At 33.6% G+C, this 20,381-nt stretch carries 21 protein-coding genes; 6 read left to right on the forward strand and 15 right to left on the reverse strand.

Features of this window, described 5'->3' with window-relative positions; genetic code table 11:
* Positions 1-35: 35 nt before the first annotated feature.
* The gene (locus tag SOM12_RS14950; protein WP_320494021.1) at positions 36-386 is read right to left on the reverse strand and encodes a hypothetical protein; all 351 of its coding nucleotides are present in this window, start codon (positions 384-386) and stop codon (positions 36-38) included.
* 291 nt (positions 387-677) lie between these two features.
* On the opposite strand from SOM12_RS14950, the gene prfA reads away from it, so the two are divergent.
* On the forward strand, positions 678-1,754 hold the full coding sequence (gene prfA / locus SOM12_RS14955) for a peptide chain release factor 1 (RefSeq protein WP_320494022.1): 1,077 nt from the start codon (positions 678-680) through the stop codon (positions 1,752-1,754).
* 543 nt (positions 1,755-2,297) lie between these two features.
* Complete coding sequence (locus tag SOM12_RS14960; protein WP_320494023.1) at positions 2,298-3,629, forward strand: DUF5723 family protein; 1,332 nt, start codon at positions 2,298-2,300, stop codon at positions 3,627-3,629.
* Positions 3,630-4,040: 411 nt separating this feature from the next.
* Here SOM12_RS14960 and SOM12_RS14965 read toward each other — a convergent pair whose 3' ends face one another.
* From SOM12_RS14965 to SOM12_RS15015, 11 genes are all read right to left on the reverse strand, one after another.
* Positions 4,041-4,418, reverse strand: coding sequence for a hypothetical protein (locus tag SOM12_RS14965; protein WP_095929839.1), 378 nt, complete (start codon positions 4,416-4,418; stop codon positions 4,041-4,043).
* Between the two features lie 29 nt (positions 4,419-4,447).
* Positions 4,448-4,807 carry a hypothetical protein gene (locus SOM12_RS14970; RefSeq protein WP_008462338.1) on the reverse strand — a complete coding sequence of 120 codons (360 nt, stop codon included), beginning with the start codon at positions 4,805-4,807 and terminating at the stop codon, positions 4,448-4,450.
* A gap of 47 nt (positions 4,808-4,854) precedes the next feature.
* Complete coding sequence (locus SOM12_RS14975) at positions 4,855-5,139, reverse strand: YtxH domain-containing protein (RefSeq protein ID WP_198856936.1); 285 nt, start codon at positions 5,137-5,139, stop codon at positions 4,855-4,857.
* Between the two features lie 58 nt (positions 5,140-5,197).
* Positions 5,198-5,350: a lmo0937 family membrane protein gene (locus SOM12_RS14980; RefSeq protein ID WP_141248143.1), complete on the reverse strand. Its 153-nt coding sequence runs from the start codon at positions 5,348-5,350 to the stop codon at positions 5,198-5,200.
* A 37-nt stretch (positions 5,351-5,387) separates the two neighbouring features.
* Positions 5,388-6,035, reverse strand: coding sequence for a porin family protein (locus tag SOM12_RS14985; protein ID WP_095929841.1), 648 nt, complete (start codon positions 6,033-6,035; stop codon positions 5,388-5,390).
* 34 nt (positions 6,036-6,069) lie between these two features.
* Positions 6,070-6,639, reverse strand: coding sequence for a DUF4142 domain-containing protein (locus tag SOM12_RS14990; RefSeq protein ID WP_095929842.1), 570 nt, complete (start codon positions 6,637-6,639; stop codon positions 6,070-6,072).
* Between the two features lie 249 nt (positions 6,640-6,888).
* Positions 6,889-8,676, reverse strand: coding sequence for a sensor histidine kinase (locus tag SOM12_RS14995; RefSeq protein WP_095929843.1), 1,788 nt, complete (start codon positions 8,674-8,676; stop codon positions 6,889-6,891).
* A 13-nt stretch (positions 8,677-8,689) separates the two neighbouring features.
* Entirely contained in the window at positions 8,690-9,139 is a 450-nt protein-coding gene (locus SOM12_RS15000; RefSeq protein WP_095929844.1) for a response regulator, read from the reverse strand.
* A 21-nt stretch (positions 9,140-9,160) separates the two neighbouring features.
* Positions 9,161-9,712 carry a helix-turn-helix domain-containing protein gene (locus SOM12_RS15005; RefSeq protein WP_095929845.1) on the reverse strand — a complete coding sequence of 184 codons (552 nt, stop codon included), beginning with the start codon at positions 9,710-9,712 and terminating at the stop codon, positions 9,161-9,163.
* A 159-nt stretch (positions 9,713-9,871) separates the two neighbouring features.
* A complete protein-coding gene (locus SOM12_RS15010; protein WP_095929846.1) occupies positions 9,872-10,057 on the reverse strand; it encodes a CsbD family protein in 186 nt (61 codons plus the stop codon).
* A gap of 108 nt (positions 10,058-10,165) precedes the next feature.
* Positions 10,166-10,639: a Dps family protein gene (locus SOM12_RS15015; protein WP_095929847.1), complete on the reverse strand. Its 474-nt coding sequence runs from the start codon at positions 10,637-10,639 to the stop codon at positions 10,166-10,168.
* Positions 10,640-10,791: 152 nt separating this feature from the next.
* Between SOM12_RS15015 and SOM12_RS15020 the strand changes: the two genes are divergently transcribed.
* From SOM12_RS15020 to SOM12_RS15030, 3 genes are all read left to right on the forward strand, one after another.
* A complete protein-coding gene (locus SOM12_RS15020; protein WP_320494027.1) occupies positions 10,792-12,975 on the forward strand; it encodes a DUF5723 family protein in 2,184 nt (727 codons plus the stop codon).
* A 112-nt stretch (positions 12,976-13,087) separates the two neighbouring features.
* Positions 13,088-13,915, forward strand: a complete 828-nt coding sequence (pyrF, locus tag SOM12_RS15025) for an orotidine-5'-phosphate decarboxylase (protein WP_320494028.1) — start codon at positions 13,088-13,090, stop codon at positions 13,913-13,915.
* A gap of 164 nt (positions 13,916-14,079) precedes the next feature.
* On the forward strand, positions 14,080-14,880 hold the full coding sequence (locus SOM12_RS15030) for a helical backbone metal receptor (protein ID WP_320494030.1): 801 nt from the start codon (positions 14,080-14,082) through the stop codon (positions 14,878-14,880).
* Here the strand turns inward: SOM12_RS15030 and SOM12_RS15035 are convergent.
* Together SOM12_RS15035 and SOM12_RS15040 are read right to left on the reverse strand one after the other, a co-directional pair.
* Positions 14,877-15,797 carry a helix-turn-helix transcriptional regulator gene (locus SOM12_RS15035; protein WP_320494032.1) on the reverse strand — a complete coding sequence of 307 codons (921 nt, stop codon included), beginning with the start codon at positions 15,795-15,797 and terminating at the stop codon, positions 14,877-14,879. The two genes, SOM12_RS15030 and SOM12_RS15035, sit on opposite strands and share 4 nt — an antisense overlap.
* A gap of 69 nt (positions 15,798-15,866) precedes the next feature.
* A complete protein-coding gene (locus tag SOM12_RS15040; RefSeq protein WP_320494034.1) occupies positions 15,867-16,877 on the reverse strand; it encodes an aldo/keto reductase in 1,011 nt (336 codons plus the stop codon).
* Between the two features lie 973 nt (positions 16,878-17,850).
* Here SOM12_RS15040 and SOM12_RS15045 point away from each other — a divergent pair.
* On the forward strand, positions 17,851-19,344 hold the full coding sequence (locus SOM12_RS15045; protein WP_320494035.1) for a catalase: 1,494 nt from the start codon (positions 17,851-17,853) through the stop codon (positions 19,342-19,344).
* Positions 19,345-19,518: 174 nt separating this feature from the next.
* On the opposite strand, the gene purU is transcribed toward SOM12_RS15045, so the two are convergent.
* The gene (gene purU / locus SOM12_RS15050; protein ID WP_095929854.1) at positions 19,519-20,373 is read right to left on the reverse strand and encodes a formyltetrahydrofolate deformylase; all 855 of its coding nucleotides are present in this window, start codon (positions 20,371-20,373) and stop codon (positions 19,519-19,521) included.
* Between the last annotated feature and the right edge of the window lie 8 nt (positions 20,374-20,381).

Here is a 20,381-nt window from a genome sequence, read left to right on the forward strand (position 1 = left end):
ATTAAATAGAAGAATCTGAGTATATTGATTTTAATTTATTCTTCATATATAGTAATTGTTTCATCAATATCGAGATCAGAATCTTTATCGTATTCCTCATAAATTATTACATGAAATCGCTTGAATAGTTCAAAAAAATCGTCTTTTGTTATTTCAAAACTTAAAGAAACAATGTGTGGTTTAGTACTAGTCGATTTCTCTTTATCACGACATATGATTTTTGCCGAAAAAAAATCGCTGTAACCAGAATAAAAACCAGCACCGAAAGGCTCATATTTTTCGGTATCAACTTTTTTTGAAGTTAGAAATTCTTTTAAATCTGTGTGGTCACTAATATCAGCTGCTGAAGTTCCAACGAAATCATTATATTGTACACTTGCTTTCATTACCTATTTTTATGTTAGTTTATTTTAAGTTTTTTCAAATTTAATTCCTTTAATATTATTTTACTTACGGAAAACCGTAATTAAAATGATAAATAAAAGATTCTGAGTTTAGACAAAATTTTAAAATATAAAAAACAAACATCGTATAAAATCTAAATCTAACACTACGTAAAAACCCCTGTTTTTCAAAAACAAAAAGAATATAATCCCCTTTAAATCCCTCAAAAAATAACCACTAGAAAAATCAATAAAAATTTTGTAATTTTGCCGTCCAATAAAAGGAATTAGAAAATGTTAGATAGACTTCAATATGTAAAGCAGCGTTTCGATGAGATTTCGGATTTGATTATTCAGCCGGATGTTATTGCAGATCAGAAACGTTATGTGCAGCTTAACCAGGAATACAAAAGTATTAAAGCGCTGGTTGATAAGAGAGAAGAATACATTCTTGTTTTAGCCAATATTGATGAGGCCAACGAAATTATTGCAGACGGAAGTGATGCAGATATGGTTGAAATGGCTAAAATGCAATTGGATGAAGCGAAAGAACGTTTGCCAGAACTTGAGGAGGAAATCAAATTTATGTTGATTCCTAAAGATCCTGAAGATGCTAAAAACGTAATGGTGGAGATTCGCGCAGGAACGGGTGGAGATGAAGCGAGTATTTTTGCGGGAGATTTATTTAGAATGTATACCAAATACTGTGAGTCACAAGGATGGAGAACATCTGTTGTAGATATGAACGAGGGTACTTCGGGAGGTTTCAAAGAGGTTATTTTTGAGGTTTCGGGAGAAGACGTTTATGGAACTTTGAAGTTTGAAGCGGGTGTTCACCGTGTACAGCGTGTTCCGCAGACAGAAACTCAAGGTCGTGTGCATACGTCGGCTGCTACGGTTATGGTTTTGCCAGAAGCTGAGGAGTTTGATGTTCAGATAGATATGAATGAGGTTCGTGTAGATTTCTTCTGTTCGTCTGGACCTGGTGGACAGTCGGTAAATACAACGAAATCTGCAGTACGTTTAACGCACATTCCGACAGGATTGGTGGCGCAATGTCAGGATCAGAAATCGCAGCATAAAAATAAAGACAAAGCCTTAATCGTATTACGTTCTCGTTTGTACGAAATGGAATTGGCTAAAAAGCAAGAAGAAGATGCTTCTAAACGTAGTTCACAGGTTAGTTCTGGTGACCGTTCGGCAAAAATTCGTACGTACAATTATGCGCAAGGTCGTGTAACTGATCACCGTATTGGTTTAACGCTTTACGATTTAGGAAATATTATGAATGGTGATATTCAGAAAATTGTTTCTGAGCTTCAGTTAGTTAACAATATGGAGAAATTGAAGGAAGCTTCGGAGGTTTACTAAATTTCTGAGATGCTAAGATACTAAGATTCTAAGATGCTAAGATTCTGAGTTGCTAAGGCTCTGAGTTTTTTCTTTTTGAACATAAAATATATTTAAAGCCGAACATTTGTTCGGCTTTTTTTATGGAAAAAATACCAAAGATTGGAAAACTTAAAACCTTAGTACTTCAGAATCTTAGCACAAAAAAAACATAGCCAGCGGTTTCAACCGCAGGAACGCAAAGAATTGGTTAAAGTTGCTAAGATTCTAAGTTTTTCTCTTTGAACTCAATTTATTTAAAGCCGAATATTTTGTTCGGCTTTTTTTATCGAAAAAATACCAAAGATTGGAAAAACCTTAGAATCTTAACATCTCAGAATCTTAGAACCTTAAAAAAATAAAGACCAATACTACACAAGAATCTTACGAAGTAAGATTTATAATACTAGTTTGTAAAACTTAGAACCTTAGTGGCTTAGCACCTTAGCAACTTTAGAAAAAATCTATTTTTTTAATTTTTTTGCCTCATATTTGCCCTATTAACCAACCAACTAACATTAATTTATGAAGAGAACTTTACTTTTATTTTGCTTCTTTGGAAGCTTTTTTTATGCGCGATCGCAATCGTATTTCGGATTCAGGGATGATAATTATGCCGGAATTCAGTCTGCATTATTTAATCCGTCCAATATTGTAGATTCGAAATACAAAGCCGACGTTACGTTTGCATCTGCCAGCGGAACGGGACAAAACGATTTGTACGGAATAAATATTATGGATGTATTAGACGGCGGTTACAATCTGGAGACCGACGCAAGCAAAAATTTTAAATCGAACAATAGAGGAAATTTCAATGTAGACATTATTGGGCCTTCAGTAATGCTTAATATTACGCCTGTACATAGTGTAGCGCTTTTTACGCGTGTGCGAAGTGTTACGAGTCTAGTGGGCATAAACGGACAACTAATTGATGAGGTGAATAAAGATGTAGATGTTTCCAATAGTTTTTTAATTACGGGCGGAAACCCGAACGCTGTTTCGAATTCTTGGGCGGAGATAGGAGCGAGTTATGCTACGGTTCTGTTCGATCGTGATGATCATTTTGTAAAAGGTGGTATTACTTTAAAGTATTTAATGGCAGGAGTAAACGGCTACATTAACGGAAATGATTTAAGCGTGGCTTTCAATAAAAACGATGCCAATCCTTTGTTGAGCGAATATTATTCGACAGGAACTATAAGAACAGCGGCAAGTTATGATTATGCTAACGGAAATGATCCTAAGTTTGATGCCGCTTCGGCTGGAGTAGGAGTAGATTTAGGTTTTACCTACGAATATCGTACAAACTGCCATTCTTGCGCAGGAAACCGTTACAAGTTTAAAGCTGCGGCTTCTATAACCGATATTGGAAAACTAAACTATAATAATATTGTCGAGAATACTTATAATATTACAGGAAGGGTAACACAGCAAGATATCGAAGATGCAGACGACATTTTTGAGTTTTTTGATTCGAACTATACTAAAGTATCTTCGAGAAAAGGGGTAAAAGCAAATCTTCCTACGGCTTTGCACACCAATTTGGACTGGAACATCGATCAGAGATTTTATGTGAATTTAAGCGGTGATTTCAATTTAGTAGATGCCAAAAAAGTAAACGGAACCGCAATTGCCAATTCGGTTACTTTTACGCCGAGATATGAAACCAGACAATTTAGTTTCTACGTGCCTGTAACCTATATGCAATACAGCGGAACTCAAATAGGAGCGGGTTTTAGAGCGGGTCCAATATTTATTGGTTCTGGAACTCTTTTCTCCAATATGTTTTCAAACAACTCAAAAGGCTGTAATATTTATGCTGGTCTAAAATTGCCTATTTATCAGGATTATAGATAGAGGTTCTGAGGTGCTAAGATACTAAGATACTAAGATACTAAGATTCTGAGATTCCGAGATACTAAGATTCTGAGATGCTAAGTTTCTTAGTTTATGAAATTGAAGACATAAAAAAACAGCATCTACAAAGTAGATGCTGTTTTTTTTATTTAAGATTAGTAAGATAGGATTATAAAATCTAAATATAAAACTTAGAACCTTAGAATCTTAGCAACTTAGTATCTTAAAAAAATATATATTGAAGGTCTTCACTCCATCAACCGTTTCCCCAAACACGTATGATGGAGTTAGACGCCTAAAAATACTCTCGTATATTCAAAACATTTATATAGATTCGAGTAAACGTATACTCCATTTTTTATCATTATTTCGCTAAACTTTTCCATAATAATTTAAATTAAGTTAAACAAATTACTCTCTAGATGATTCGTATTGTGATGATTCTTCTTCTTCTTCAGAAGAATCATGATGAGGTTTCGAAACCAGATTGGTTACAATAAGCTGAACAATCGAGCCTAAAACACCTTTAAACATTGAGTCGCCTTTACCGACAATAAATCTTTTGGCTAAATAACCAATTCCGATACTGATGGCAGATTGAGCGATGTGGCTTTTAAAACCAACCGTTTCGTTGATTTCTTCCACCGTGTTTCGAATGAGGTTAATGGGCTTTAAATTGTCTTTAATTTCATTAATCTCGTCTTTTATAGCACACCATTCTGTGTCCTGGCGAATTTCTAGTTCCTCAATTTTTTGATTTAACTGATCAATAGTGTAAATAGCCTCCATAGTTTTTTCGGTTTTTTAGGTTAATTAAATCAGTTTTTTGTTTCTTTTAGAATACTTGAAATGATAGTATTTCCAATAGGAGTTTTTATCAGTTTATGATGTGATTTTACAACCACAATTACCAAAATAAGATAAAATAGTGCCATGATAAAAAAGCCATAGTAATACTCTCCAAGTTCTTTACCAATCCATAAACTAATCCCGATATTTAGGAACAAAGTAAAAAATGCAACAACAATACCAATCGCTATCTTTGAAGCCAATGATGAAGCACCATCAGCAACAGAACACACTGTTTTTAGTTTAAGTAATTCTAAACTTGTTTTAGCATAGTTTTCTGCTTTTTCATAAAGATTTAAATTCTCGTTTGTTGTTGCATTTGGTTCCATGATATAGGGTTTTATGGTTTGAAAATTTCACTAATTAATTCTACTTATTAATAGTTTGATTTTACTGTTTTAACATCGTCTTTTAGCGTGTTGTAATCTTCTTTAACTTGGTTAAGTTTCGATTTTCCTTCTTCGATAATTTCTTTACCGTTTGAAGTAATCGTGTTTACAATGCCATCAAATTTTGTTTTTAGATTATCACCGTAATCTTTTGATTTATCTTTGATTTTTTTTCTTGTGTTTGATCCTTTGTCTGGTGCAAATAAAACACCTATGAATGCTCCCGCCGCTGCGGCTCCTAAAATTCCTAAAATTGTGCTACTAGTTTTCATAATAAATAATTTAATGGATTAATATTTAATAATTTGTTGATTTAATAAATTGTGATTTTTAAATTTCTCGACCTTTAATTAGTCGAAGCAGTACGGCAATAATGGCAATTACTAACAGAATATGGATTATGCTTCCGAAACTGTAAACAAAGAACCCAAGAGCCCAAAGTATCACCAGAATCACTGCGAGTGTATATAATAAGTTTGACATGGTTTTTTATTTTAGTGGTTAATAATCAGTTTTTCTTTTAGTTTAACTTATAAGAAAGGTATAAAGTCAAGTTGCTGTTTTTTGCATCAGGAAACGTGTATGTAGTTCCTGCAACTGTTCTTTCTTTACCTACAGTAGTTAAACCGTAATTGTAACGTAATCCAACGCTGATTGGGTTAAAATCTACCCCGACACCAGCAGAAAGACCTGCATCAAATTTGGCTAGATCATCTGTGTCAATGTCTTGGTCAAAATCAAAACTTCCGTCTCCGCTTACTTTAGAGCTTACTAAATAAGAAGCGTAACCACCGGCATGAATGTTGAAATTTTTAGTAACATTTACTCTAACCAAAAGTGGCACTTCTATGTAGTTCAATCTAAATTTTGCATTTCCAGATGCAAAAGCATTGTTGTATTCTAATTCTGAACCTTTTGTTGTAAACAAAATCTCTGGCTGAATTGCTACAAAGTCTGAAATAGGAAGTGTAGCATAAACACCGGCATTAAATCCGTATAAGATATTATTATCATCTACATCGTCTCCGCTTCCATATAAGTTAGACATGTTGAATCCTCCTTTTACACCGAATTCGGTATTTACATTATTGTCCTGAGCGTGCAGCATTCCAAATGATGCTGATAAAAAAAGTGTTAAGGCGCATAAAAAATTGGCTTGTAATTTCATAGTAAAAAATAATTAGTTAATAGATAATAGGCGTTTATTCATTTTGTTTTTTTATTCTTTCAGTCTCTCGTAAGAGTTTATATTGTTCTGGCAAAAATCTAAGAACGAGTTCCAAAATTTGTTTATCATTTGTTTCTCTAGAAATAGTCTCAAATAACTCAATCTGGTCGCATATGGCTTCTGTCATGGCGTTTAAATAGATATTGTTAAAATCATTATTGCTTGCGTCTATGAGGTTGTACAGGTCTCGTTTGTGCGTGGCGTTTATTTCAGTAATAACAATGAGCTTTGATGTGGCCAATTTGGCTATTTGATCCAACAATTGATTCTCTTGGAGTTCAATTCTTTTACTTAATTCCTGAACAATAACATCTGAACTTTTTTGTTGTGCAATTTGACTTTTTGAAATAATAGATTTGCTAATATTCGCCGTAGAAATAAAAAAGTAGACTTCTGTTTCTTCTCTTTCATTTTTTGCAAAAGCTTGATTCTTCAAAGTATTTTCAATCGGATTAATTTTTCTGCAAGATGTGATGCATAGTACCAATAAGATTAAGAAAAAGACTTTAAAATATGTCGCCTTCATGGGGGAAATTACTTTCATTATTACTTCTTAAAGTATTACATTACAAAGATGCTAACGAATGAAAGATTTTGCTTTACAGCATAAAAATGAATCGTTATATAATTCCCATAATAGATTTTTTTCAAGGGTTTATCCTTTTAAAATCAATGGTTTGTGAAGTTTGGGTTTGGTATAAAAAAAAAGAAATTATAGGTTTTTCTATAATTTCTTTTTCTGTTTTTCGATATAATGTAGGAGATTTTTTTTCTTACAAATAAAAATAAAATTTTAATCTGGTAGAAAGACCGTAAAGATAGAGCCTTTGCCCAAAGTGCTGTCGGCTACAATATGTCCTTTATGGTTCTCGACAATCTTCTTGCAGATTGCTAATCCGATTCCGGTTCCTGGATAATCTGTTTTAGAATGGAGACGCTGAAAGAGAATAAAAATGGTTTCTTTAAACTGTGGGTCAAATCCCATTCCGTTGTCTGTAAAAGTAATTTTATGAAATTTCTTTACCGACTGTTCTAATATTTCTGGATATTCTGAAGAACTTACTTTTTCGCTAGAAATAGATATTTCAGGTTCAACATCGGGCTGACTGTATTTTAATGAATTTCCAATTAAATTGATAAACAGCTGTTCGATCTGATACGGAATTACCGCAAGCTTCGGAAGTTTTCCAATGCGCTGAATAACGGCTTTCTTTTCTTCGATAGTTTCAGCCAGTTCAGATTCGGCATTATCCAAAAGTTCATTCAGATTCATTTTAATGAATTCCTTTTTGGTTGTATTCGTTCTGGAGAATAAAAGAAGATCGTCTATTAAAACACGCATTCTTTTTGCCGAACTTTCTATTTTGGTAATGTAATTTTTACCGCTTTCAGACATAACTTCTTTGTCGGCACTTGAAACTCTTGAAATAAAGGTTTGTATTTTTCGAAGAGGTTCTTGCAAATCGTGACTAGCAACATGGTTGAAAGAAGCCAATTCTTTATTGCTTTTTTCCAACTCTTTATTTCTTTCCTGCAATTCGATATTAAGAAGATGCTCGTCTGTAATGTCAAAGTTAATTCCGAGCAAGATTTTACTGCCTTGCTGATCGGTTACTAATTTACCCGTTGTTTTAAAGTAGCGCACTTCAAAATCTGGACGTATAATTTTGTAATATACAAACGGAAGATGTTTCTTTTCTATAATTCCGTCAATAGCTTTTGCTACTGCTTCCTTATCATCTGGATGAACATATTTTAAAAGTGTTGCTTTGTTAGGAGCAAAAGATTTTGGCTCAAGCCCTAATAATCGGAACTGGTTGTCTGAAAAATCTATTTTATCAGAATCCAGATCCCATTGCCAAGTGCTGAATTTACCAATATTTTCAGATTCAGAAATTAAACCTGTCGAAATAAGAAGTTTTTTATTGAATACTTTCAGTCGTTCAAAATCACGGCTAATTTGACGATAAGCCAGTAAAATAAAGCTCAAAGCGACTAGAAATAAAGAAATAGAAAACAGCGGACTTAAAGAAATCTCCGAATCGTAAATCTTTAGTCTTTTCTTTAGGAAATCCTTTTCAATGTCGTTCATTTCGTCCACCTTAAAACGGATATTTTCCATTAAAATACGGCCGCCAAACATATGATTGTCCAATTTTCTTTTATCGTATGTTTTTGGATCGCTGTATTTTAGGCAATTTTCAAAAGAAACAAATCGTTGGGTAATGAGTTTGAAAAGTTTCTGGAGATTTTCCTGCTGTCTCGGATTATCGGCAGTGAGTTTTTTTAAGGTAATAAATGAAGTATTTACCTTGTCTCGGGAATATATGTACGGAGTCAAAAAACGGGCATTGCGAGTGATAATGTACCCTCGCTGGCCCGTTTCTGCATCTTTTATAGCCGACATTAATCGTTCGAGCTGAATGTTGATTTCGTAAGTATGCATAACCAGTTTGCTTGATTCATTCAAGTCCTGATTATGTTTGTAAGCAATTGAAGAAAGAAATAACAGAATGAAAACTGCGATTACAAAAATAACTCTCAAAGAGTTTGAAGAATTAAAATTTGGTATCCACTTCATTATTGGAATGCTTTTATTTTAGTCGCAGCAAGAAATTATCACGGTTTAAACCAGAAGTATGATAATGCCAGTTTACGGTCACGACTTCATTAATTATTTTTTTCAGCGTATTGAAATCGCTTGGCTTTTTGATGTAAATATTGGCGCCTTGAATAAAGGTATCTTCAATATCTTCTTCGGAAGAAGAAGTAGAATAAATCGCAATGATTATATCTTTTAAATGGTCCGTTTTTTTGATTTCAATCAAACATTCTTTACCTGTTTTCTTAGGCATGTTTAAATCTAGAAACAAAATATCTGGAAGTTTATTGTCTTTATTCATTAAATGATCCATAAGCTGCATCCCGTCATGAACAAAATTTACATTCGTTTGTATCTTTATTTCTTCAAATGCATCTTTAAAGAAAAGACGGTCATCTTCATCATCATCGGCCAATAAAATGTGTAATGCGTTTTTTTGCATTTTAATGTGGTATTTGGGTTTTTATTTTAAATTTTCTCTTCGTTTCTTAATAATTCTCTGAAAAGCAGACGGAGTAATTCCGGTTGTGTTTTTAAACTGCGTACTCAAATGCGCGACACTCGAATAGTTTAGTAAAAAAGCAATTTCGGTCAAACTCATTTCGTTGATAATAATCAACTGTTTTGCTCTTTCAATTTTCTGTAAAATAATAAAGTTTTCAATAGAAGAATACGTTACTTCTGAGAAAACATTAGATAAATAACCGTAACTGTGGTTTAACTTTTCTGCCAAAAATACAGAACTTTTATAATTATTGTTGTCATCCATGAAAACAAGTTCGATGATTGCATCTTTTATTTTTTGGACTAATACACTTTTTTGATTTTCAACTACTTCAAAACCACACGGAGCCAATTTAGTTTTTAAATTATCCAATGCTTCAGCATCAAGATTGTCTTCAATCTCAATTTCGCCAAAACCCAGAGTTGTAAAATTTATGTTGTTTTGTTCCAGATTTTGTTTTAAATAAAGAGAGCAAATAGTATTGATGTCGAACTTTATAAATAGTTTCATTTTATAGAAATTTGGTTAAAGATACTTATTTTTTTTGGTGTTTTTGCTTTTAAATGGTATAGAATTACACGAAAATGTGATTTTAAAATAAATTTTTCAAAAAAATACCGTCTAATATTTTCTTACTAGACGGTATTTCCCTGATTGAGTTGCAAGGATTTACAATTCTGACAGGATCTGATGAAATTCTTCTTTTGTTTTTCCCAGTTTTTGCTGAAGTCTTCCGTACATTTCGTCTTCTTTTCCTTCAGCGAACATCAAATCATCATCTGTTAGAGTTGCAAACTTTTGTTTCAGTTTACCTTTCAGCTCATTCCAGTTTCCTTTTATTTCGGTAGTATTCATGATATCTCTTTTTATATATTATTGTATTGTAAAATTGCAAATTATCAATCGGCTTTATGTTACATTTATTTTTCTGACTGTTGCATAATTTTCATTTTTTTGTCTTTGTTACTCCTGATATCTTCTCAGAATCCAAGCCATTTTTTCGTGTTGTTGCAACAGTCCTGTTACAAAATCGGCAGAACCTACATCATTGGTTTCGTTTTCAAAAACCGGAATATAATCTCTAAATTCGGTTACCAGCTGTTCATGGTTTTCTAAAAGTTCAGACAACATAGTTTTTTGTGAAGCATATTCTTTTGGAGATTCTTTTAAAGTAGAATTATCTATAAACTCTTTCATTGTCCCGATTGTTTTTTCGCCCAACTGATTAATGCGTTCTGCAACTTCATCAATATTGGCTTCCAGAATTCTATATTGTTCTTCAAACAATTTATGCAATTCCATGAAGCTATTTCCAGAAATATTCCAGTGAAATTTTCTGGTTTTTACATATAATGTCATTTCGTTAGATAAAATTGTTGCTAAAATAGACGCGCTCTTTTTTAAATTTTTTGGTGTAATTCCAATATTTGGGCTCATAATTATCTGTATATTAGGTTATTCTCAAAGATACTTTTACAACCCCATCTTTTCTTATATAATTTATCAGAGAAATTACATGAATTCAATGTTTTTTTAACCCTTTTAGGTTTTAATTATTGTAGTTTTGCGCCCATCTAAAACTAAATTTAATGAGAAAACATTTACCAATTTTACTTTTTTTAATTATTTCTTTTACCGCAAAATCACAATCCTACCTAGGCTATTTTCATGACAACTATGCGGGAGTTCAAAGTGTTTTGTTCAATCCAGCTTCAATTGCAGATTCACGTTTTAAAACAGACATTAATTTATTTTCAATTAGTGGTGCTGTAGAAAATGACTTATATGGAGTTAAACTATTTGATGTTTACAAAGACGGATATGATTTTGAAAGCCAATCAAAAGTTTCTGCAAAAAATGCCAACAATGGATTGGCAAATTTTGATATTATGGGGCCTTCTTTTATGTTTAATATTGCGCCAAAACATTCTTTGGCTGTTTTTACAAGAGCAAGATCTGTTTCTAATATCAGAAAAATTAACGGATACCTTATCGACCAGGTAAAAGATGGATTAGATCAGTCTGATAGTTTCAATTATAATTTAGGAAGTCCAAATGCAGCATCTCATTCTTGGGGAGAACTTGGAATTTCATATGCCGCAGTTTTGTTTCAAAAAGACCAGCATTTTTTAAAAGGAGGTTTAACGGCTAAATATCTTCAAGGTGGTGTAAATGCCTATGTTCACGGAAAAAATGTGAATGTTGCTTATGTTGAAAACTCTGCAGATCCAAAAGAAGGTTCTTTAATTTCAAATGGAGAAGTTACGGTTGGAGGAAGTCAAGATTGGGAAGCAAACGATGATTACGAATTTGATTCAAAATCACGCGGATTTGGTTTTGATTTTGGATTGGTTTACGAATGGAGACCTGACTATGATCAATATGATCTTAAAAAAGCAAAACCAGCAGATAATAATTTTAGGGATTTAAATAAATACAAATTGCGTTTCGGTTTATCGGTAACAGATATCGGATCTATCAATTATAAAAACTCAAAAGTTGACACTTACAATGTAAACGGAGTAGTGACGCAACAAATGATTGATGATGCTGAAGATTTGTATGATTTCTTAAATGAACATTATACCAAAACTTCAACTTCAAAAGGAGTAAAAACAAATCTACCAACTGCTATTCGAGCAGATGCAGATTGGAATATGTACAATAAATTCTATTTGAACCTTAACGGAGATATTAATCTTGTTTCTGGCAGTAAACTGAATGGTTACGGAATTGCAGATCGAGTTACATTGACGCCACGTTACGAAAGTAGATGGTTTAGTTTTTATTTGCCAATGACTTACATGGAATATAGCGGTATGCAGGCTGGAGCAGGATTGCGTGCAGGAGTATTCTTCATTGGTTCTGGTTCTATTTTGAGTAATTTAGCTTCTAGCAACTCTAAAGGAGCTGATTTTCACTTAGGAATGAAGATTCCAGTTTACGAAAAACAATTTAAAGATACAGACGGTGATGGTGTAATTGATAAAGAAGATGCTTGTAGAAAAGTTGCGGGTCCTGCTGAAAATGGTGGTTGCCCTTGGCCAGATACAGATAAAGATGGTGTTTTTGACAAAGATGATGCTTGTGTAGATGTGGCTGGACCAAAAGAAAATAAAGGTTGTCCTTGGAAAGATAGTGACGGAGATACTTTATTGGATAATGTAGATGCATGTCCTACAATTGCTGGTCCTGTAGAAAATAAAGGATGTCCATGGCCAGATACTGATGGAGATGGGGTTTTGGATAAAGATGATGCTTGCCCGAACGAAGCAGGTGCAGCAGAAAATAAAGGCTGTCCAGAATTAGACGCAGATAAGGATGGCGTTTTGGATAAAGATGATGCTTGTCCAACAGTTGCTGGTCCAGCAGATAATAAAGGTTGTCCAAAAGTGACTAAAGAAACTTTAGCGCAGCTAAAAGTAGAAGCAAGATCTATTTTCTTTACAACTGGAAAAGCAACTTTAAACGATGCTAAAAAAGGAGAAACTTCTGGAAGATTAGATGCGATAAAAGAAATCTTAAGAAATTATCCAAATGCAAAATTTACTATTAACGGACATACAGATAATGTTGGGAATGCAAAAGCAAATCAAAAATTATCTGAAGCTAGGGCAAAAGTAGTGATGGATCTTTTAATCGAAAAAGGTGTAAATCCAGAGAATTTAACTTCTAAAGGTTATGGTTCGACAAAACCTGTAAAATCAAATAAAACAGCTGCAGGAAGAGCAGAAAACAGAAGAACAGAAATTGTTTATTTAGGCAATTTGTAAACGCTTCTGAAGATAAAAGTAAAAAGCCATTCTTAATTGAGTGGCTTTTTTTATTTTTGCATACTTTTTAAAAAGAATTAATTCTTTGAAATAGAAGAACTAAAAATACAATATGACAACACAACAACTACACGAACAAATTCTTCAAAAAAAATCATTTTTATGCGTTGGTTTAGATCCTGATCTGGCTAAAATTCCGCAGCATTTATTAGAAACCGAAGATCCTATTTTCGAATTTAATAAAGCGATAATCGATGCAACGCACAATCTAACGGTTGGATACAAACCAAACACCGCTTTTTTTGAAGCATACGGAATAAAAGGATGGATGTCTTTGCAGAAAACAATCAATTATATCAACGAAAATTATCCTGATATTTTTACAATTGCAGATGCAAAGCGTGGAGATATCGGAAACACTTCTAGCATGTATGCGAAAGCTTTTTTTGAAGATCTGAATTTTGATAGTGTAACTGTTGCCCCGTACATGGGAAAAGATTCTGTAGAGCCTTTTCTGGCATTCGAAAATAAACATACTATTATGTTGGCTTTAACTTCTAATGAAGGTGCTTTCGATTTCCAGACTTTAAATACTAATGGAAAAGAATTGTACAAACAAGTTCTAGAGACTTCTAAAACTTGGAAAAACAGCGAGAACCTGATGTATGTTGTCGGTGCAACAAAAGCAGAATATTTTACTGAAATCAGAAAAATTGTTCCAGACAGTTTCCTACTAGTTCCAGGAATTGGCGCTCAAGGCGGAAGCTTATCTGAAGTATGCAAATATGGAATGAATGATAAAGTTGGTCTTTTGGTAAACTCTGCAAGAGCTATTATCTACGCTTCAAAAGGAACCGATTTTGCTGAAAAGGCTAGAGAAGAGGCTTTGAAAGTACAGCAGGAAATGGCTGAGATTATTGGTTTAAAGTTTCAGGTTTAAAGTTTCAAGTTTACTTTGAACATAATTTAACCGCAAAGTTCGCTAAGATTTACGCCATGAACGCAAAGTTATTTTCTTTGCGTGCCTTTGCGAAAAACCTTTGCGAACTTTGCGGTTAAATACACAACAACAACTTTAAACGTAAAACCTGAAACAAATAAAAAATGAAACAGTTAAAAGATCAAATAGGAAACGTTCATACTTTTGAAACTGCTCCAAAGCGTATCATTTCGCTAGTTCCATCGCAAACCGAATTATTGTATGATTTAGGTTTAGAAGAGAAAATTATCGGAATAACGAAGTTTTGTGTTCATCCGTTTCATTTTAAGTCGATTAAAAAGATTGTTGGAGGAACCAAGAAAATTCACTTTGAAAAAATAAAGCTTTTAGAGCCGGATATTATTATCTGCAATAAAGAAGAAAACACACTGGAGATTGTAGAACAGTTAAGTGTAATTTGTCCTGTGTGGGTTACCAATATTGTTACTGTCGAAGATAATTTCCAGATGATTTCAGATTTCGGGCAGTTATTCAATTGCAGAACCGAAGCGCAGAAATGGAATGACAAATTGACTTTCGCTTTAAGCGATTTTAAAAATTATATTCAGGATATAAAAGAAAAAAAAGCAGCCTATTTTATTTGGAAAAATCCATACATGGTTGCAGGAAAAGATACCTATATAAATGAGTTGCTAAAACTAAATCATTTTAAAAATATCTACGAAGACAAAGGTCGTTATCCTGAAATCGAATTAAAGAAAATGCGTTTAGAAGGCGATCCTGATATTGTTTTTCTTTCATCAGAGCCATATCCTTTTAAAGAAGAAGATGCTTTCGAAATAGGAAGGTTTACACATCACGCCAAAACCATTTTCGTTGACGGCGAAATGTTCTCTTGGCACGGCAGCAGATTGTTAAAGGCTTTCCCTTATTTTAAATTACTGCACGAAAGATTGAAGAATTAGTTAAATGAATTTCTAAACTCTAAAGGTGAAACTGTGGTTTTACTTTTGAAAAGCTTATTAAAAGATTGAGGATGTTCGAAACCTAATTTATAAGCAGTTTCACTTACACTCAAGGTAGTTGTGGTAAGAAGTTCTTTGGCCTTTTCAATAATTTTATTATGAATATGATGTTGTGTGCTTTGTCCTGTCAGCGAGCGCAGCATATCGCTCAGATAATTTGGCGTAACATTTAATTGTTCTGAAATATACGCGACAGTTGGTAATCCTAATTGCTGTACTTTGTCACTTTCAAAATATTCAGAGAGAAGAAGTTCCAGTTTAGTTAAAAGAGTATTGTTTGCATTTTTTCGGGTAATAAACTGTCGGTTATAAAAACGATTGCAATAATTAAGAAGCAGTTCAATATGCGAAATCATTACATCTTGGCTGAAAGCATCAATAGAAGACAGATATTCTTGTTCGATATTCTGCATAATTCCTGTAATCATCGTTTCTTCTTTTTCTGAAAGATGCAATGCTTCATTAACAGCATAAGAGAAATAACCATACTCTTTTATTTTTTTTGCCAAAGCATAACTCTGAATAAAATCAGGATGAATGACTAACATTGAGCCATATACAGAAGAATCCATTGGAACTTCTGTCGAAATAATTTGGCCCGGCCCCATAAATGTCATGACACCTTCATCAAAATCATAATAATTTTGACCGTATCTCATTTTTCCTTTAAATCCTCTTTTAATTGAAATTGTATAGAAGTTATAAATGACACTTTTTAGATTATTATCAAAATGACAACTTATATCTCTCAGATTTACAAAGCTTACCAAAGGATGATCTGGCTTTGGAATTCGTAATAATTGATGTAATTCTGAAATAGAGGTAATGTTATACGGAGTATGATCTTCTTTCTTCATGGCTTTAGGTTTAATACAGGAAAAGCTGTCATAAAGATAACTTTTCCTGTAGATTTTTTTTCTGATTTCTTATAGATTAACAGATTTCATTCCAGATTCATCATAACGATTTCCGGTAATTGTTCCAAGAGGAATAATGTTTTCTAATCTGTTCAATTCTTCAGTAGTCAGGATAAGCTGAGAAGCCTCAATATTTTGCTCTACATATTTTACTCGCTTTGTACCCGGAATGGCTAAAAATCCTTTAGATGCAATCCATGCCAAAGCCAATTGCGAAGCAGTAATTTTTCTTTCGTCGGCGATAAGTTTTATTTCATTTAAAAGTTCAATGTTTTTATAAAATTGTTCTCCTTGAAAACGAGGAATTGATCTTCTAAAATCATTTTCGGCTAAGTCTTGCGGATGTTGTATTTCTCCCGAAATAAAACCTCTTCCTAGAGGTGAATAAGCTACTACACCAATTTGAAGTTCTTCTAATGTTTTTATAATTCCGTCTTCTTCAATGCTTCTTTCAAAAAGGGAATATTCACTTTGAACTGCCGTCAGAGGGTGAATGTTGTGTGCTTTTCTTATGGTTTCAGAAGAAGCTTCAGAAAGGCCAATATAGCCAACCTTTCCTTCTTTTACCAAATCAGACATTGCCTGAACTGTTTCCTCTATTGGAGTATTAGGATCAACGCGGTGCAGGTAATATAAATCGATATAATCTGTTCCAAGATTTTTAAGAGAACGTTCTACTGCCTTTTTTACATATTCTTTTTTGCCATTAAACTGCCAGGTAAGTTCTTCGTTGTCATTAATTTCAAAACCAAATTTTGTAGCAATTATGTAAGCGTCACGATTTCCTTTTATAGCTTTTGAAATCAATCTTTCATTTGCCAATGGACCATATAAATCGGCCGTATCTAAAAAATTACCGCCTAATTCAAGTGAACGATGTATTGTTTGTATAGATTCAGTTTCGTCTGCTTTACCGTAAATATCATTTCCTGCAATCTGGCTCATTCCCATGCAACCTAAACCAATATTAGGAACAACAAGTCCCTGATTTCCTAAATTAACTTTTTTGATAGTACTCATAATTACTGTTTTAATTTTAAATCAAAATTGATTTAGCAAAGATCCGTCAGTATTGCTTTTATAAAGTATCTAAATCTCGTGTAGTTGTATCCAAAATGAGCCAATGTTTAAAAGATTGTGTTTTTTACCGCAAAGCACACAAAGAATTACGCAAAGTTCGCAAAGTTTTTAAGGCAAAGCTTTGCGAACTTTGCGTTTTATACTAAACCTCTTGAGTAAAAAAGCTTAGCGCTCTTTGCGTTAAAATATGCTCAAAGTAAAGCAACCTGAAACAAAAGAAAACATGAAACCTGAAACTAAACTTATATAAAAAAAAGAATGCCGACATCTCGAAGACGCCGGCATTATTTAACTAACCAAAACCAAAATAATAAATAACCAGTTTATTACATTACAAATGTCCGACATAAATCAATTTTATGCTGTTAAGATCTTGTTATTACTTTGTTGGATATAAGTTAATGTTGAAAAGATTGAGTTTTTTTTAACCGCAATCCCGATAGCTATCGGGGAGCAAAGAATTACGCAAAGTTCGCAAAGTTTTTTTTTACAAAGCTTTGCGAACTTTGCGTTTTACAAAAAACCTCTTAAGTAAAAAACTTTGCGCACTTTGCGTTAAAATTATACTCAAAGTAAAGCAACCTGAAACAAAGAAAACATGAAACCTGAAACAAAACTTATATAAAAAAGAATGCCGGCATCTCGAAGACGCCGGCATCATTTAACTAACCAAAACCAAAATAATAAATAACCAGTTTATTACATTACAAATGTCCGACATATATCAATCTTATGCTGTTAAGGTTTTGTTATTACTTTGTTGACCATACGTTAAGATTTGTCAAACCGCTGTTTTGAGCTTTCTGCACTGTTAAATAAAATTTGATTATTAAAATATAATAACAATCAATTTTGCTTATGAATATGGTAAAGATAAGTTTGTATATTTGATAAAACATTAAAAATCAGCAATATGGAATCAAGCAAAAAATTAACAACTGCAACAGGAACACCCGTTCCAGACAATCAAAACATTCAAACAGCTGGCCCTCGCGGCCCCGTTTTATTACAAGATTTTTGGTTCTTAGAAAAAATGGCTCATTTTGATCGAGAAGTAATTCCCGAAAGAAGAATGCATGCCAAAGGATCTGGGGCTTACGGAACTTTTACTGTTACGCACGATATTACTAAATACTCAAAAGCAGATTTGTTTTCTGAAATTGGTAAAAAGACAGAAATGTTTGTGCGGTTTTCAACTGTTGCAGGAGAAAGAGGCGCTGCTGACGCCGAAAGAGACATCCGTGGTTTTGCCATGAAATTTTACACAAACGAAGGAAATTGGGATTTGGTAGGAAATAATACGCCAGTTTTCTTTTTTCGTGATCCAATGAAATTTCCTGACTTGAACCATGCTGTAAAACGTGATCCAAAAACCAATTTAAGAAGTGCTGATAACAATTGGGATTTTTGGACTTTACTGCCAGAGGCTCTCCACCAAGTTACGATAGTAATGAGTGACCGTGGAATTCCGAGATCGTATAGAGAAATGCACGGTTTTGGAAGCCATACTTTTAGTTTCATCAATGCGCAAAACGAGAGACATTGGGTAAAATTCCATTTAGTTTCGCAACAGGGAATCGAAAATCTCTCTGATGAAGAAGCTGCTAAATTGGTGGGTGGAGACAGAGAAAGCCATCAAAGGGATTTGTTTAATGCAATTGAAGAAGGTAATTTCCCGAAATGGAAAATGTTTGTTCAGATTATGTCAGAAGAACAGGCGAGAACATATCGTTTTCATCCATTCGATTTGACTAAAGTTTGGTTAAAAGGAGATTTTCCGTTAATTCCAGTCGGAGAATTCGAATTGAATAAAAATCCAGAAAATTATTTTGCAGAAGTAGAACAGGCAGCATTTAATCCAGCTCACGTAGTTCCAGGAATTGGTTTTTCTCCAGACAAAATGCTTCAAGGACGTTTATTCTCTTACGGAGATGCGCACCGTTACCGTCTAGGAGTAAACAATTACCAGATTCCGGTAAACGCTTCTAGATGTCCGTATAACAGTTTCCACAGAGATGGAGCAATGCGTGTTGATGGAAATTATGGCGGAAGAAAGCATTACGAGCCAAATAGTTTTGGCGAATGGCAGGATCAGCCAGAAGTAAAAGAACCGCCATTGGCAATTTATGGTGATGCTTATGCACATAATTTTAGAGAAGACGATAACGATTATTTTACTCAGCCAGGACTTTTATTCAACTTGCTTACAGAAGAGAAAAAACAGCTTTTGTTTAAAAATACAGCGGGTCAAGTAGGAGGAGCGCAGAAATTTATTCAAGTGCGCCATATTAGAAATTGTTACCAAGCCGATCCAGCTTATGGTGCAGGTGTAGCAAACGCTCTAGGAATGACAATGGATGAAGTAAATGCTTTTGATGATCCTAGATTGGCGATTAAAGCAAGATAAGTTTTTTTTTTAGGTTCTAAGCTTCTAAGATGCTAAGCTTCTAAGTTGCCAATCTTTGAGCCTATTATAAAGTAAAAGAAAACCCGACAGGTTTTAAACCTGTCGGGTTTGTTATTTCACACAAAGATTATAAACTTAGAACCTTAGAACCTTAGTAGCTTAGCATCTTAGAATCTAAGAAAAAACCACCGTCTTATTACTGTAAACCATTGTTTTTCTTTCAGCATGCAGTTTAATTGCTCTTGCTAAAACGATGCGTTCCAAATCACGTCCTTTCATGATAAAATCTTCTACAGAGTGAATATGAGAAACCCTTGCAATATCTTGTTCAATGATCGGACCTTCGTCTAATTCTTCTGTTACGTAATGGCTTGTTGCACCAATAATTTTTACCCCACGTTTAAAAGCCGAATGATACGGTTTCGCACCTGGAAAAGCAGGTAAAAACGAATGGTGAATATTGATGATTTTATTTTCGTAAAGCGAAATCAATTTTGGAGTCACGATCTGCATGTAACGCGCCAAAACAATAAAATTGATTTGATATCTTTTCAAAAGTTCTATTTGTCTTGCTTCTCCTTCTTCTTTGTTGTCTTTTGTGAAAGGAACATAGTGAAAAGGAATATCAAAACGCTCTGCAATTGAACGTAAATCGTTATGATTGCTAATAATCATAGGGATTTCGACCCCTAATTCATCAGCACTATAACGACCCAAAATGTCAAACAAGCAATGATCGTATTTAGAAACAAATAAAGCCATTTTAGGTTTTTGCTCCTGATTGTACAAATCCCAAGACATGTCAAATTTGACAGCAAGAGTTTTGTTAAAGTCTTCTTTAAAACTTTCAACTGTGATAGTCGAATTTTCGAATTCACATTCCAGACGCATAAAAAACACATTTTGTTCTACGTCCACATGCTGGTCGATATAAGTAATATTTCCTCCGACCTTAGCAATAAAAGTAGTAACTGAAGCAATAATATTCTTCTGATCTTTGCAATGAATGAGTATGGTAATTTTTTGCATTTCGTTTT

Origin of the sequence: Flavobacterium sp. CFBP9031, from assembly GCF_034044945.1 — a bacterium.
GTDB lineage: Bacteria > Bacteroidota > Bacteroidia > Flavobacteriales > Flavobacteriaceae > Flavobacterium.

Bases quoted from the DNA above. Each gene is read 5' to 3' on its own strand.
- SOM12_RS14950 (WP_320494021.1), bottom strand. From the start codon at position 386: ATGAAAGCAAGTGTACAATATAATGATTTCGTTGGAACTTCAGCAGCT.
- prfA (WP_320494022.1), top strand. From the start codon at position 678: ATGTTAGATAGACTTCAATATGTAAAGCAGCGTTTCGATGAGATTTCG.
- SOM12_RS14960 (WP_320494023.1), top strand. From the start codon at position 2,298: ATGAAGAGAACTTTACTTTTATTTTGCTTCTTTGGAAGCTTTTTTTAT.
- SOM12_RS14965 (WP_095929839.1), bottom strand. From the start codon at position 4,418: ATGGAGGCTATTTACACTATTGATCAGTTAAATCAAAAAATTGAGGAA.
- SOM12_RS14970 (WP_008462338.1), bottom strand. From the start codon at position 4,807: ATGGAACCAAATGCAACAACAAACGAGAATTTAAATCTTTATGAAAAA.
- SOM12_RS14975 (WP_198856936.1), bottom strand. From the start codon at position 5,139: ATGAAAACTAGTAGCACAATTTTAGGAATTTTAGGAGCCGCAGCGGCG.
- SOM12_RS14980 (WP_141248143.1), bottom strand. From the start codon at position 5,350: ATGTCAAACTTATTATATACACTCGCAGTGATTCTGGTGATACTTTGG.
- SOM12_RS14985 (WP_095929841.1), bottom strand. From the start codon at position 6,035: ATGAAATTACAAGCCAATTTTTTATGCGCCTTAACACTTTTTTTATCA.
- SOM12_RS14990 (WP_095929842.1), bottom strand. From the start codon at position 6,639: ATGAAAGTAATTTCCCCCATGAAGGCGACATATTTTAAAGTCTTTTTC.
- SOM12_RS14995 (WP_095929843.1), bottom strand. From the start codon at position 8,676: ATGAAGTGGATACCAAATTTTAATTCTTCAAACTCTTTGAGAGTTATT.
- SOM12_RS15000 (WP_095929844.1), bottom strand. From the start codon at position 9,139: ATGCAAAAAAACGCATTACACATTTTATTGGCCGATGATGATGAAGAT.
- SOM12_RS15005 (WP_095929845.1), bottom strand. From the start codon at position 9,712: ATGAAACTATTTATAAAGTTCGACATCAATACTATTTGCTCTCTTTAT.
- SOM12_RS15010 (WP_095929846.1), bottom strand. From the start codon at position 10,057: ATGAATACTACCGAAATAAAAGGAAACTGGAATGAGCTGAAAGGTAAA.
- SOM12_RS15015 (WP_095929847.1), bottom strand. From the start codon at position 10,639: ATGAGCCCAAATATTGGAATTACACCAAAAAATTTAAAAAAGAGCGCG.
- SOM12_RS15020 (WP_320494027.1), top strand. From the start codon at position 10,792: ATGAGAAAACATTTACCAATTTTACTTTTTTTAATTATTTCTTTTACC.
- pyrF (WP_320494028.1), top strand. From the start codon at position 13,088: ATGACAACACAACAACTACACGAACAAATTCTTCAAAAAAAATCATTT.
- SOM12_RS15030 (WP_320494030.1), top strand. From the start codon at position 14,080: ATGAAACAGTTAAAAGATCAAATAGGAAACGTTCATACTTTTGAAACT.
- SOM12_RS15035 (WP_320494032.1), bottom strand. From the start codon at position 15,797: ATGAAGAAAGAAGATCATACTCCGTATAACATTACCTCTATTTCAGAA.
- SOM12_RS15040 (WP_320494034.1), bottom strand. From the start codon at position 16,877: ATGAGTACTATCAAAAAAGTTAATTTAGGAAATCAGGGACTTGTTGTT.
- SOM12_RS15045 (WP_320494035.1), top strand. From the start codon at position 17,851: ATGGAATCAAGCAAAAAATTAACAACTGCAACAGGAACACCCGTTCCA.
- purU (WP_095929854.1), bottom strand. From the start codon at position 20,373: ATGCAAAAAATTACCATACTCATTCATTGCAAAGATCAGAAGAATATT.